Genomic DNA, 13,491 nt, shown 5'->3' with positions numbered 1-13,491 from the left:
TCCGCCCCTCAGACCCTCACCAGAGGCAGCAAGGCTGCGAGCATCTTGGCCCCTACGCCATCCACGGCATCCAGCTCCTCGACCCGTTCAAAGCGGCCGTGCTGGGACCGCCACTCGACAATCCGCCGGGCCAGCACCGGGCCGACGCGCGGCAGGGTCTCCAGTTCGTCGACGCCGGCAGTGTTCAGGTTGATCTTTCCGCCCGGAGGAGGGGGCCCGCCGGCCGAGTCCGGCCCGTCCGCGGCGCCGGCCGCCCCAGCGGCAGCAGCTCCGGCCGGCCCGGTACTTTCACCCTGCCGCGGCACAACGACCTTTTGTCCGTCTTCCAACACGGCCGCGAGATTAAGCTGGCCGGGGTCCGCATCGGGCGCTCCGCCTCCCGCCGCCGAAATCGCCTCGTGCAGGCGGCTCCCCGATGCCAACTCCACGATTCCGGCATGGACCACCGCGCCCGCCACGTGCACGGTGATCCGGTCGGCTGCGACGGCTCCCGTCCCAGGTCCCGTCGCAGGTGCCGTCCCAAGTTCCGGAGCGGGTTCCGCGCCGGGTTCCGCGCCGGGTTCCGCGGTGCTGACGGCGCCGAGCGGGCTGACCTGGGTTGCGGTGTTCGATGCCTGCCACCAGAAGCAGCCAAGGAGCGCCATCGCCACCAGGCACAGCAAGGTAGCTGCGCGGTGTCCGGTCCGCCATCGGAGCCGGGGTCCGCGGCTGGCCGGCGCATCCGCCTGGCCCGGAACGCGCTGTTCCGCGGCGCGCCCGGTCCCGGGTGGCCCGCTGAGCAGGCCGGAGACGGGGCTGTCACCGGCGGAGGCAGGCCTAAAGTCCTCGGCACCCCGGAAGGCAGGAGTCACGGCGGCCGACAACCTGCGGCCGGAAGGGACGGCCTCGGGGCTGGGCGGGCTTTCCGGATCGTGACGCGGCATGCGCCCATCCTACGAACCGCAGCGTACGAGGCACCGGGCCGAGTGTGCCATGTGGAAAACCCCTGTGGAATAGCCGGTCCCCGGGCGTGGCGGCGGACGGCGTGCCGGTCAGGAAGTGCCGGAAGCCGTCCCGGTCAGGAGGCGGCAGACGGCACCCGTGCTGCCGGCGTGCCGCTCTCCCCCACAATAACCGCCAGCACTCCGAGCCCGGCGTGGGCAGCGAGCACGGCGGGGAGTGCGCTGATCTGGACGGGCAGACATCCCGGGACGGCTGCGGCCAGCTCCGCGGCGAGCTGTTTAGCCTCCGCCGGGTTACCAAAGTGGTGGACAGCGAGGAGCGCCCGCCCCGGGGGCCGGCTAATGGCGTCGGCCACTGCGATCTCCCGGAGCCGTGCGATGGCTTTCGCTGCGGACCTGACCTTCTCCAGCGGAACGACCCTGCCGTCCTCGACCGCAAGGATTGGCTTGATCGCGAACATGGTCCCCCAGAGAGAAGCCGCGGCTCCGATCCGTCCGCCGCGCCGGAGCTGCTCGAGGCTGGGTACGTAGAAGTAGACCTTGGAGCGGGCCAGCCCGTATTCAGCGCACTCACGCACGGCGGCGGCTGCCTTGCCTTGCGCGGCAGCGCTGACTGCGCATTGGACCGCCATTCCCTGAGCCATACCGACGGTGCGCGAGTCCAGGACGTCCACCGGGATGCTCACCTTGGCGGCAGCCAGCCGGGCGGAGTCCACCGTGCCGGAGAGTTCCCCGGAAATGTGGAGCGACACAACGGACTCGAAGCCATTGCGCTGGGCGGCCACATAAGCCTGTTCAAACTGGCCGGGTGAAGGTCGGGAGGTCTTGACGGGTTTGCCGCTCGCCAGGGCCACGGCGATGGTATCCGCGATGTCGTCCTCGCCCTCGCCGTAGATTTCAGTGCCGACCATCACAGGCATCGGGACGACCGTCAGCTCCCCGCCGGCGGATACCGCGCGTACCCAGTCGGCCGGAAGTGCTGCGGCAGAGTCCGTGACCACGGCCGTCCGGACTCCATCCGGGGCAGCCCCGGACCCGGGGTCCATTGCGGGGACCCTGGCCTGGCGCAACCCGTTGAGGCGCTCCTTCAGCCACGGCCACCCCGCTGGGTCGCGGTGGGGCACCAGGCACCTCCTGCCGTCTGCACTTGCTGTCGGGTCCCGCTGTGATGGCCGGCCGCCGTTTCCCGCGGCGGCCGGCCTGTTCACTGACCTGCCCGGTTAGGCCGGGACGATGTTGACCAGTTTAGGCGCCCGCACGATTACCGTGCGGATATCGCGGCCGTCGAGGGCCCGCTGGACGTTTTCCGAGGCCAGCGCCAATTCGCGCAGTTCGTCCTCGCCGATCGCCGGTGAGACGTCCAGCCGGTCGCGAACCTTGCCCTGGACCTGGACGACGGCGGTGACCGTGTCCTGCACCAGGAGGGACTCGTCGTGTGCCGGCCAGCCTGCGTTGGCCACCGAGGCGGGGTGTCCCAGCACGTTCCAGAGATCCTCGGCCGTGTACGGCGCGAAGAGGCTCAGAATGACAGCGACGGTCTCAACGGCTTCGCGGACCGCCGGGTCGGAGCCGCCCGCCCCGGCGTCAATCGTCTTTCGGGTCGCGTTGACCAGTTCCATCAGCTTGGCGACCACCACATTGAACTTGTTGTGGTCAAGCAGGGCTTCGGCGTCGGCGATTGTGCGGTGCGTAACGGTACGCAGGGCCCGGTCCCCGGCGGCAAAGTTGACGCCGGGTGCGCTGGTGACATCCTGTCCCAGCCGCCAGGCGCGGGCGAGGAACTTGGCGGAGCCCGACGGCGACACGTCTGCCCAGTCGACGTCGTCCTCCGGCGGCGAGGCGAAGATCATGGTGAGCCGGACGGCGTCGACGCCGAATTTGTCCAGCTGCTCGCCCAGGTCAACGCCGTTGCCCAGGGACTTGCTCATGGCCTTACCGCCGTTGAGTACCTGGCCTTGGTTCAACAGGGCGCTGAACGGCTCGTCAGTGTCGATCATGCCAAGGTCATGGATGACCTTGGTGAAAAAACGGGCATAGAGCAAGTGCAAAATGGCATGCTCCACGCCGCCGACGTACTGGCCCACCGGCATCCAGTCATTGATCTTGGCGGGGTCGAACGGCCCCCCGGTGTAGTCCGGGGAGACGAAGCGCAGGAAGTACCAGGACGAGTCCACAAAGGTGTCCATGGTGTCAGTGTCCCGCCTGGCCGGCCCGTGGCAAACGGGGCAGTCGACATTGACCCAGCTTTCGACGGCGGCCAGCGGGGAGGTGCCCTTCGGGGAGAGGTCCTCGCCCCGCAGGTCTGCCGGCAGGGTAACCGGGAGCTGTTCGTCCGGGACCGGGACTTCCCCGCAGGAGGGACAGTGGATGATCGGGATCGGGGTGCCCCAGAACCGCTGCCGGCTGAGCAACCAGTCGCGCAGGCGGAAGTTCACGAATTTTTCGCCCGTGCCCTGCTGCTGCAGGATCTCGATGGCGGCCGGAATGGCTTCTGCCTTGGGCAGTCCATCCAGGGCACCGGAGTTGATCAGGGTTCCCTCACCCGTGGTGGCAGTACCGCTGGATGCGGGATCTTCTTCCCCCGTATCCAGCACTGCCCGGACCGGCAGGTCGAAGGTGCGGGCAAAGTCGAGGTCGCGCTGGTCGTGGGCAGGGACGGCCATAATGGCTCCGGTGCCGTAGTCGGCCAGCACATAGTCGGCCGCCCAGACGGGCAGTTTCTCGCCGTTCAGCGGGTTGGTGGCATAACGGCCGGTGAAAACTCCGGTTTTTTCCCGCTCAGTGGACTGTCGCTCGATTTCGGAAAGCGCCTTGACCTGTTCCCGGTACGCGTCCAGGGCCGCGGCGTGTTCCCCGGTGACCAGCTCGACGGCGATCGGCGCGTCGGCGGCGACGACGAAGAACGTCGCGCCGTAGAGGGTGTCCGGGCGGGTCGTGAAGACCGTAACGTCCTGGGCGGCCTTGCCGCCCTCGGCCTCGATCACGAAGGTGACGTGGGCACCCTCGGATCGGCCGATCCAGTTCTTCTGCATGGCCAGGACACGCTCGGGCCAGTGGCCGCGCAGTTCATCCATGTCATCAAGGAGCCGGTCTGCGTAGTCGGTGATTTTGAAGTACCACTGGTTCAGCGACTTCTTGGTGACCGGAGTGCCGCACCGTTCACAGGCGCCGTTGACGACCTGTTCGTTGGCCAGCACGGTCTGGTCCTTGGGGCACCAGTTGACCGGGGAGTTCTTGCGGTAGGCCAGGCCGCGTTCATAGAAGCGCTTAAAGAGCCACTGGGTCCAGCGGTAATACTCCGGGTCGGAGGTGTGGATCCGACGGGACCAGTCCGCAGAGATGGCGTAGCGCTTGAACGAGGCAGCCTGGGTGTCGATGTTGGCATAGGTCCACTCGCTGGGGTGCGCGTTGCGCTTAATCGCCGCGTTCTCGGCGGGCAGTCCGAAGGAGTCCCAGCCAATCGGGTGCAGCACATCGAAGCCCTGCTGTCGGAGGTAACGCGCGACGACGTCGCCCATGGCGAAGGCCTCTGCGTGGCCCATGTGCAGATCCCCGGACGGGTACGGGAACATGTCCAGGACATACCGCCGTTCCTTGGACCCGTCATCGACGGGTGTGAAGACCTTGAGGTCCTCCCAGACCTGCGGCCATTTGGCCTCCATGGCGGCAAAGCTGTAGGCACCCTCGTCAGGCGTCTCCGCTGCGACTGCTGGTGTTCCGGTCTCTGTCTCCGGCTGAACGCTCACTGCTGGCCTCTTCTGTTCTTTCGATCTTGTCAGATCAGGACTGTCCCGCCTGATCCCCTGCTGCGGGCCGGCAAACATCCCGGACACACAAAAGCCCCTCGACACGGAGGGGCGGCCGCGCGGCAATCCGGGTTTTCGACGGAATGCCGGGCGGCTAGCTAAGCAGGAGGATCGCGCGCACAGGACTACTTTAGCGCACCCACAAACCACCCACAGGTAAGTCGCCACGAGCGGCTGAAGTGTGGACGCACTCGAGAGGGAGGCCGCACCCCGCCAGGGTGTGGTGGGCACCGCGATGGGCCCCCTGCTGCGAGGGTCCCGACACGAGCTTGCGAGTGTCAGGGAGCAGCAGGGGACGGGCAGGGCGGGTGCGGCCTCCCTCAACAGAGGCTGGGACTTACTTCACGTCGGCGTCGACCCAGTCCATGGACTTGGTGACGGCCTTCTTCCAGAGGCGCATCTGGCGGTCCCGCTCGGCGTCATCCATCTGCGGCTCCCAGCGCTTGTCCTCGGCCCAGTTGGCCGAGCATTCGCCCAGATCCTTCCAGAACCCCACGGCAAGGCCGGCGGCGTAAGCCGCCCCCAGGGCAGTGGTCTCGACGACTTTGGGCCGGATCACCGGCACCCCCAGGATGTCGGCCTGAAACTGCATCAGGGCGTCGTTGGCCACCATGCCGCCGTCGACCTTCAGCTCCGTCAGCGGCACGCCCGAATCGGCGTTGACCGCATCGAGGACCTCCCGGGTCTGGAACGCCGTGGCCTCCAGCGCAGCTCGGGCGATGTGGTTCTTGTTCACAAAGCGGGTCAGGCCGACGATCGCGCCCCGGGCGTCGGAGCGCCAATACGGAGCAAACAGTCCGGAGAATGCCGGCACAATGTACACCCCGCCGTTGTCCTTGACCGCGGCGGCAAGGGTTTCCACTTCCGGGGCGCTGCTGATCATGCCAAGGTTGTCACGCAGCCACTGGATCAGGGAACCGGTCACGGCGATCGAACCCTCCAGCGCGTAGTGCGGCGCCGCGTCGCCGAGCTTGTACCCGACAGTTGTCAGCAGCCCGTTCTTGGAGTGGACGATCTCCTCACCGGTGTTGAAGATCAGGAAGCAGCCGGTGCCATAGGTGTTCTTGGCTTCGCCGGCTTCAAACGCCGCCTGCCCGAACGTTGCGGCCTGCTGGTCGCCGAGGATCCCTGCGACCGGAACTTCACGCAGCAGCTGGGACGTGTGCACCGTCCCGTACACCTCGGAGGAAGACTTGATCTCCGGCATCATCGAGGCCGGGACACCGAAGGCGTCCAGAATGTCCTGGTCCCAGGACAAGGTCTCGAGATCCATAAACAGGGTCCGGGACGCGTTGGTCACATCGGTGACATGGACGCCCCCGTCGACGCCGCCGGTCAGGTTCCACAGCACCCAGCAGTCAGTGTTGCCGAACACGAGGTCGCCTGCTTCGGCCTTCTCGCGGGCGCCCTCAACATTGTCCAGGATCCACTTGATCTTGGTGCCGGAGAAGTACGTGGCCAGCGGGAGCCCCACCTTTTCCTTGAAGCGATCCACACCGCCGTCCTTTGCCAGCTCGTCCACGATGGGCTGGGTGCGGGTGTCCTGCCAGACGATGGCGTTGTAAACGGCTTTGCCGGTCGTTTTGTCCCAGACGACGGCGGTCTCACGCTGGTTGGTGATGCCTACGGCAGCGATGTCGTGCCGGGTGAGGTTTGCCTTGGACAGCGCGGTGCCGATGACCTCGCGGGTGTTGTTCCAGATCTCCGCGGGATCGTGTTCCACCCAGCCGGCCTGCGGGAAGATCTGTTCATGTTCGAGCTGGCCGGACGAGACGATGCTGCCGCTGTGGTCGAAGATGATGGCTCGGCTGCTGGTGGTGCCCTGGTCGATTGCGATTACATACTGGTTCATGGTGACGTCCTTGTCTTGGGGTTGGCTGTTGGAGGTGTGCAGCGCGACGGTTAAGCCGCCGCAGTGGCAATGATCGGCACCACTGCGGCCACAATGCCGGCGAGGCCGCCGCCGACGAGCGGTCCGACGACGGGGATCCAGGAATAGCTCCAATCCGAGGATCCCTTGCCCTTGATCGGCAGCAGGGCGTGGGCGATGCGCGGGCCCAGGTCACGGGCGGGGTTGATGGCGTAGCCGGTGGGGCCGCCGAGGGAGACGCCGATTCCGACGACCAGCAAGGCAACGGCCAGCGGGCCAAGCCCTGACGGTGTCCCGCCGAAGGTGAGGATGACGAAGACCAGGACAAAGGTGCCGATGATTTCGGTGACCAGGTTCCAGGTGGTGGAGCGGATGGCGGGGCCGGTGGAGAATACGCCAAGTTTGTTGGCGGGCTCGGGCTCGACATCGAAGTGCTGCTTGTGGGCCAGCCACATCACCACAGCACCCAGGAAGGCTCCCAGGAGTTCACCGCCGAAGTAGGTAAATGTCGAGGCAAAGTCGACCGGAACGCCGGGGGCGTAAGTGCCTTTGCCATTGATCAGCAGGCCGAATGTCACGGCGGGGTTCAGGTGCGCACCTGATTTCACGGCGACGAATACACCGGCAAAGACAGCGATGCCCCATCCCCAGGTGACCATCAGGAATCCGCCGTTATTTCCTTTTGTACCCTTCAGTGCAACGTTTGCCACAACGCCACAGCCCAGCAGGGTCAGCATTGCGGTACCGAAGACTTCGGAAAGGAAAACTATTCCAAGAGACATCTTTGACTCCTCTATTTTCTGTTGTCAGCCCCTCGCGGGTTTGAAGGGCTGGTGTGCCGGCGGAGCCGTGGCTCCGCCGGCCGGCCGCTGCGCGGGTCCCCCATTGAACCCCGCAGCCGGTGCACCCGGACGTCATCCGCCCGGGCGCCGATCTCTATCCGGCGACCACGCTGTGGACGTGGACCCCGTGGAATCGCTTGAGCACCTCCTGAGCGTGGCTGATCTCGGCGGCTTGGGTGGCCGCGTCCCAGCCGAGCGGGCCTGCAAGGATGCTGGCAACCTCGTGCAGAAGTTCGCCGGTCACCAGGCCGCGGAAGGCGAGGGACGTGCGACGGATCAAGACGTCGATCAGGTGCCCGATCTGCTCGTTACGGGCCATAAACTCCAGTTCACGGACGGAGAGTTCCCGGGTGGAGTGCAGGAGCGGGTCCGGGGCGGCGTCCAGGAAGCTGATGATCTCCCCGGCGCGGGTGCCGTAGCGGGTGAGCAGCCCGGCGGTGCGGTCGGCATCACGGTTGTCCGTCATGTGTGCCTTGATCCAGCGCTGCACACCATCCTCGCTCTCGGGGAAACCGGCACCGCCGCCGATGGCCAGTTTCGCCGTCGAGATTTTACGGTGCATTCCGAGTTCAGCGAGGACCTTGTCGCTTAGGTGTTCGGCGAGGGCGCGGAAGGTGGTCCATTTTCCGCCCACAAGGCTAAGCACGACTGCGCCGGCACTCTCAGTCCCGGCGGCGCCCCCGGCGCGGCGTTCGATCCGGTAGTCGCGGCTGACAAAGCCCGGCTGGGTGGCGTCGTGCCGGGGCAGCGGACGGACTCCGGAAAACGTGTAGACGATCTGATCCCGGCCCACGGTGATGTCCGGAAAGACATGGCCGATCAGGTCGAAGAAGTAGTCGATCTCTTCCGCGGTGCATACAGCGTCTTCCGCCATGTCCGCGTCGATGTCCGTGGTCCCGACCAGGACGCGGTCGCCCATCGGGTAGATCAATACGATCCGGCCGTCGGTGTGTTCGAAGAAGATCTCGCGTCCGCTGCAGGCGGCGAGCAGTTCCGGGTGGTCCAGCACAATGTGCGAGCCCTTGGTGCCGCCCATAAAGGCCGACGCCTCCCCCATCGCCTGGTTCGTCTGGTCGACCCAGGCACCGGTGGTGTTGACGATGACGTCGGCGGAGAACTCAAACCGTTCACCGGTGAGTTCGTCTCGAAGTTCCGCGATGCTTCCGGTGCGCCCGGTCCCTGCTGCGTCGCGGACCGCCACCAGCGAGAGGTAGTTGCTGGCGCGGGCATCGCTGGCCCCCGCGGCGCCGGCCTTCTCGCCGTCCTGCAGCACATCCAGCGTGAGTCGCTCCGGGTTGTGCACGGAGGCGTCGAAATACGTCGCCGCATATTTGATTCCCGGGTGCAGGCGGGGCAGCTCGGCAAGAGCCCGCCGGCGGCCGCGGAACTGGTGTCGGGGGACGGTGCCGCCGTCCCGGGAGAAGAAGTCGTACATGCTCAGGCCAAGCTTGATCAGGAAGGCCCCGCGTTCCGTGGGAGCCCCGTGCTGCTTGTGGGTCAGGAACCGCAGCGGCGCGGCGAGGATGCCGGAAAACGTGCTGAAGATGGGGATGGTCGTCTGGAGCGGCTTTACGTAGTGCGGGGCGATGCGCAGCAGCCGGTTGCGTTCCACAACCGATTCCTGGACGAGGCGGAACTCGCCGTTCTCCAGGTAACGGATACCACCATGGATCATGTGCGATGAGGCACCGCTGGCCCCCTGGCAGTAGTCACCGCGCTCCACAAGTGCCACGTCTACACCCTGCAGGGCGAGGTCCCGGAACGTGCCCACTCCATTAATGCCACCGCCGATGATCAGCACCTGCGCGTGCGGCCGCCTCTGCAGCTTCTGCACCGATGCGCGCTCGCCGGCCGACGCCTGGTTGCGGGCTGAATCCTTCTGTCCCAAGAACTACTCCTTTGGGTTTGGTCCTGTGCGGCGCGCCGTGCGGCGCGGCGCCGTTCATCACTATTCTTTGGAGTAATGGAAAATGGAGTCAAGCACTATGCACAAACGTGCAGAACGGAAGTGGGATGACACCCTCACGAAGCTCCGACGCCCTCCGCGCCGCCCAGTTGTATTACCTTCAGGACCTGACCATGGACGCGATTGCACGCGAGCTGCGCACGTCCCGGTCCACCGTGTCGCGGCTGCTTTCCTCAGCCCGGGAATCGGGGCTGGTGCAAATCCAGATCCGCAGCCCCCTCGACACCGGGCCCGAACTCGAAAGCATGATCCGCGCCGAATACAAGGTGGATGTGCACGTCGTTCCGGTAGTGGACACGCTCAATGAGGCGGAAACGCTGGACCGCGTGGCCATGCAGGCCGCCCGCACGATCGGGCCGCTGGTGGATTCCAACGCCATTATCGGCGTCGCGTGGGGCTCGACCTTGAGCGCTGTGAGCCGGCACCTGACCCGGAAGATCACCCACGACTGCGTGATCGTCCAGCTCAACGGGGCGGGCAACATGCAAACCACTGGTATCACCTATGCCTCCGACATCATGCGCCGCTTTGGCAGCGCCTACGGAGCGCGGGTGGAGCAGTTCCCGGTACCGGCGTTCTTCGACCACGCCGCGACCAAAACGGCTATGTGGAATGAACGAAGCGTGCAACGGATCCTCGAACTTCAGTCCCGCATGAGCATTGCCATTTTCGGCGTGGGCTCTGTCGACGCCGACTATCCCAGCCACGTGTACGCCGGCGGCTACCTCGACGAAGAAGACCTGAACGTCCTGGCCACCTCAGACGTTGTGGGCGATGTTGCCACGGTGTTCTTCCGCGCAGACGGCTCCTCGGACGGGATCATGCTTAACGAGCGTTCCACCGGTCCGGACCTCGCACAGTTGCGCCAGGTCCGCCGGCGGATCTGCGTGGTCTCGGGGGCTTCCAAGATCAACGGCCTGCGCGGCGCCCTTGCCGCCGGCCTGGCGACAGACCTGATTCTGGACGAGGCCAGCGCCCGGCACCTGGTCAGATTCGACGGTTTGGTCTGATCCTGCCGCTTCCCGGGCCGCCCGGACTCCCGTGTCCGGCCCGTCGTGGGCGGTGCAGGCGGCGGAGTCGGTAAAGTCGATGGTATGAAACCCTCACCCCGGCTCAGCCTCAACAACGGTGTACTGATCGACCAGGTGGGTTTTGGACTCTATAAGGTGCCCCCCGAGGACGCCCCCGGACTCGTGACGATGGCGCTCGAAGCCGGCTACCGGCACTTCGATACGGCCGCCATGTACGGCAACGAGACCGGCGTTGGCCGGGGCGTTGGCGCCTTGTCCGGTTTTGTTAGCGGCGATGACGCCCGCGGCGGTTCCGGCGAAGCCTCCCCTTCCTTGTCCCGCGAGGACCTGTTTATCACCACCAAGGTCTGGAACGACGACCACGGCTACGACGCGACGCTGCGTGCCTTCGACACGTCGATGGCCAACCTCGGGCTGGAATACGTTGACCTGTACTTGATCCACTGGCCGTGCGCGGAACGGGGGCTGTATCCGGAGACCTACCGCGCCCTGGAGACGCTGTACCGGGAAGGCCGGGCCCGGGCCATCGGGGTCTCGAACTTTCAGCCGGCCCACCTGGACCGCCTCCTGCAGACGGCGGAAGTCGTCCCGGCCGTCAACCAGGTTGAACTGCACCCCTGGCTCCAGCAGGAGGAACTGCGCAGCCTGCACCGCGAGCTTGGAATCACCACCGAAGCGTGGAGCCCTCTGGGCCGCGGCCAGGTCCTGCAGGATGCGGCTGTCCTTCATCTTGCAGCCCTCCACGGCAGGACCCCGGCGCAGATCATCCTCCGCTGGCATGTCCAGCTTGGCAATATCGCCATCCCGAAGGCGAGCTCGTACGCCCGCATCAGGGAAAACCTCAATGTCTTTGGCTTCAGCCTGGACGACGCCGCCATGGACACCCTTGCCGGACTGGAACGCGGCTTCCGGACCGGCTCGCACCCGGACTCCGTCAATTAGGACTCATCGAATGGTAGACATGGCCACCGAGCCTTCCCCCGGCACTCCCCTGCTCAGCGCCGGGCTTGCGGCGCGCACCCATCCCGCCGAAGTGGTAGTGAACGGCACCAAAGTCGCGTATTGGAGCTACGAGCCGGTAACGGTGACCCCGCAGACCCGCACCATCCTGGTGGTCCATGGCTTTCGCGGCGACCACCATGGACTCCTTAGGGTTGCCGACCAGCTCCCCGAGATGCGGCTTATTATGCCGGACCTCCCCGGATTCGGCAGCTCCGCCGCGTTCACCGATGCCAGGCACAGCGTGGAACGTTACTGCCGCTTCGTCGCCGATTTTATCGCGGCCCTGGCTCTGGGACCGGACACCGTCCTGCTGGGACATTCCTTTGGCTCCATCATCGCGAGCCATTACGTGGCCAGCCACCCCGGCACCGTGGCGGAGCTGATCCTGATCAACCCGATCGCCGCCCCGGCCCTTGAGGGGCCCAAGGCCCTGCTGACCAAACTCGCCGTCCTCTACTACGAAACCGCTGCGCGCCTGCCGCGCCGGCTGGGACAGGGCCTGCTGCGCAGCCAGCTGATTGTCCGGGTCATGAGCGAGACGATGGCGAAAACGCGCGAGAAACATCTCCGACGTTTTGTCCACGCCCAGCACAGCGCCTATTTCTCCGCATTCGCGGACCGTGAGAGCCTGCTGGAAGCTTTTAAGGCATCGGTTGGCAGCAATGTCGCCGAAGTGGCCGCCAGCCTGACGCTTCCCGTGCTGCTGATCGCCGGTGAAAAAGACGAAATTGCGGCGCTACCGGACCAGCACACCTTGCTGGCACGGCTGCCGGACGGCCGCCTGGACGTGATCGCCGGCGTCGGGCACCTGATCCACTACGAAACCCCGGAACCCGCCGCGGCATTCATCCGACGCTTCCTGAAGGACCATTCCGCGTGAAAATCATTATTGATGCCCGGTTCACCCGGCTGGACCACCACGACGGAATCAGCCGTTACGGCGCCAGCCTGATCGCCGCAACGGCAAAAATCGCCGAGGTCTCCATGCTCATCAGCGACGTTCGCCAGCTGGCCCTGCTCCCGGACGTGCCCTATTCCCTGATCAACAGCCCGCTCTCCCCCGCCGAGTTGTTCGTCGCCCGAAAGGTGAACGCACTCGACGCCGACGTGGTGGTGTGCCCGATGCAAACGATGGGCAGCTGGGGCCGGAAGTACCCGCTGGTGCTGACCCTGCACGACCTGATCTACTACGAACACCCCGCTCCCCCGGGCTTCCTGCCCGCACCCGTCCGGGTCCTCTGGCGCCTCTACCACAAGGCCTTTTGGCCGCAGCGCTTCCTGCTTAATCGTGCCGACGTTGTTGCCACCATCAGCGCCACGACGGCGGCACTGATCTCCAAGTACCAGCTGACCCGGCGTCCGGTCCGGATCGTGGGCAACGCCCCGCAGCACGGCCACGCGCCGCGGGATCCAGGGTCAGGGGCAGACAAGACGATCCTGTACATGGGCTCCTTTATGCCTTACAAAAACGTGGAGACCATGATCAGGGGCATGGCGGAGTTGCCGGATATAAGCTTGCACCTGCTCAGCCGAATCACCCCGGAACGCCGGGCGGAACTCGAGGCCCTGGCGCCCGCCGGCACGAGCATCACCTTCCACAACGGCGTGACCGACGCCGAGTATGAGGCCATGCTGGGACGCACTACGGCTTTGATCAGCCTCTCCAAAGCGGAGGGTTACGGGCTGCCCCTGGTGGAAGCGATGTCCCACGGCACACCGGTGATCGCCAGCGACATCCCGATCTTCCGCGAGGTCGGTGGTGACGCTGTCAGCTACGTCCACCCGGATTCACCGCAGGAATTTGCTGCCGCGGTGCGGCAACTGGAGGATGCGGAGCTGTGGAAGGCTCGTTCGCTCCGCTCGGTCGAGCGCGCCGCGGACTTCAGCTGGGACGAATCGGCGCGCCGACTCCTGGACGCGGCCGCGGAGGCCAAGGAGTTGCACGAACGGCCCAGGCCCTAGGACTTCAGCCGCCGGGTCGGTAAGGTCCCGGCATACACGGTGCTGCGGTCACTGCCCGCATCGGGCGCCAA

General features: G+C 65.9%; 10 protein-coding genes. 4 read left to right on the top strand and 6 right to left on the bottom strand.

What is annotated here, in order from left to right:
* Positions 1-8 precede the first annotated feature (8 nt).
* The 6 genes from QMG72_RS02885 to QMG72_RS02860 all read right to left on the bottom strand — a co-directional run bounded on the left by QMG72_RS02885 (position 9) and on the right by QMG72_RS02860 (position 9,347).
* Positions 9-923: a ComEA family DNA-binding protein gene (locus QMG72_RS02885; protein ID WP_226775155.1), complete on the bottom strand. Its 915-nt coding sequence runs from the start codon at positions 921-923 to the stop codon at positions 9-11.
* Between the two features lie 134 nt (positions 924-1,057).
* Positions 1,058-2,065 carry a DegV family protein gene (locus tag QMG72_RS02880; protein ID WP_226775154.1) on the bottom strand — a complete coding sequence of 336 codons (1,008 nt, stop codon included), beginning with the start codon at positions 2,063-2,065 and terminating at the stop codon, positions 1,058-1,060.
* A gap of 96 nt (positions 2,066-2,161) precedes the next feature.
* Positions 2,162-4,687, bottom strand: coding sequence for a leucine--tRNA ligase (gene leuS, locus QMG72_RS02875; protein WP_226775153.1), 2,526 nt, complete (start codon positions 4,685-4,687; stop codon positions 2,162-2,164).
* 397 nt (positions 4,688-5,084) lie between these two features.
* Positions 5,085-6,599 carry a glycerol kinase GlpK gene (gene glpK, locus QMG72_RS02870; RefSeq protein ID WP_226775152.1) on the bottom strand — a complete coding sequence of 505 codons (1,515 nt, stop codon included), beginning with the start codon at positions 6,597-6,599 and terminating at the stop codon, positions 5,085-5,087.
* Positions 6,600-6,649: 50 nt separating this feature from the next.
* On the bottom strand, positions 6,650-7,399 hold the full coding sequence (locus QMG72_RS02865) for an MIP/aquaporin family protein (RefSeq protein ID WP_226775151.1): 750 nt from the start codon (positions 7,397-7,399) through the stop codon (positions 6,650-6,652).
* Positions 7,400-7,553: 154 nt separating this feature from the next.
* Positions 7,554-9,347, bottom strand: a complete 1,794-nt coding sequence (locus tag QMG72_RS02860; RefSeq protein WP_283479600.1) for a glycerol-3-phosphate dehydrogenase/oxidase — start codon at positions 9,345-9,347, stop codon at positions 7,554-7,556.
* 125 nt (positions 9,348-9,472) lie between these two features.
* Between QMG72_RS02860 and QMG72_RS02855 the strand changes: the two genes are divergently transcribed.
* The 4 genes from QMG72_RS02855 (at position 9,473) to QMG72_RS02840 (ending at position 13,420) form a co-directional block, all read left to right on the top strand.
* Positions 9,473-10,435, top strand: coding sequence for a sugar-binding transcriptional regulator (locus tag QMG72_RS02855; RefSeq protein WP_226775149.1), 963 nt, complete (start codon positions 9,473-9,475; stop codon positions 10,433-10,435).
* 84 nt (positions 10,436-10,519) lie between these two features.
* Positions 10,520-11,398: an aldo/keto reductase gene (locus QMG72_RS02850; RefSeq protein WP_226775148.1), complete on the top strand. Its 879-nt coding sequence runs from the start codon at positions 10,520-10,522 to the stop codon at positions 11,396-11,398.
* 19 nt (positions 11,399-11,417) lie between these two features.
* On the top strand, positions 11,418-12,338 hold the full coding sequence (locus QMG72_RS02845) for an alpha/beta fold hydrolase (RefSeq protein WP_226775147.1): 921 nt from the start codon (positions 11,418-11,420) through the stop codon (positions 12,336-12,338).
* Positions 12,335-13,420, top strand: a complete 1,086-nt coding sequence (locus QMG72_RS02840) for a glycosyltransferase family 4 protein (protein WP_226775146.1) — start codon at positions 12,335-12,337, stop codon at positions 13,418-13,420. The genes QMG72_RS02845 and QMG72_RS02840 overlap by 4 nt, the downstream gene beginning before the upstream one ends.
* Positions 13,421-13,491 lie beyond the last annotated feature (71 nt).

It is taken from the genome of Pseudarthrobacter sp. PH31-O2 (assembly GCF_030063265.1).
Classification (GTDB): Bacteria; Actinomycetota; Actinomycetes; order Actinomycetales; family Micrococcaceae; genus Arthrobacter.
Note: the sequence above shows the minus strand (reverse complement) of the source record. Positions and strands in the feature narration are given on the sequence as shown.

Coding starts and splice junctions, on each gene's coding strand:
- QMG72_RS02845 (WP_226775147.1), top strand. CDS start 11,418: ATGGCCACCGAGCCTTCCCCCGGCACTCCCCTGCTCAGCGCCGGGCTT.
- QMG72_RS02885 (WP_226775155.1), bottom strand. CDS start 923: ATGCCGCGTCACGATCCGGAAAGCCCGCCCAGCCCCGAGGCCGTCCCT.
- glpK (WP_226775152.1), bottom strand. CDS start 6,599: ATGAACCAGTATGTAATCGCAATCGACCAGGGCACCACCAGCAGCCGA.
- QMG72_RS02865 (WP_226775151.1), bottom strand. CDS start 7,399: ATGTCTCTTGGAATAGTTTTCCTTTCCGAAGTCTTCGGTACCGCAATG.
- QMG72_RS02855 (WP_226775149.1), top strand. CDS start 9,473: ATGACACCCTCACGAAGCTCCGACGCCCTCCGCGCCGCCCAGTTGTAT.
- QMG72_RS02850 (WP_226775148.1), top strand. CDS start 10,520: ATGAAACCCTCACCCCGGCTCAGCCTCAACAACGGTGTACTGATCGAC.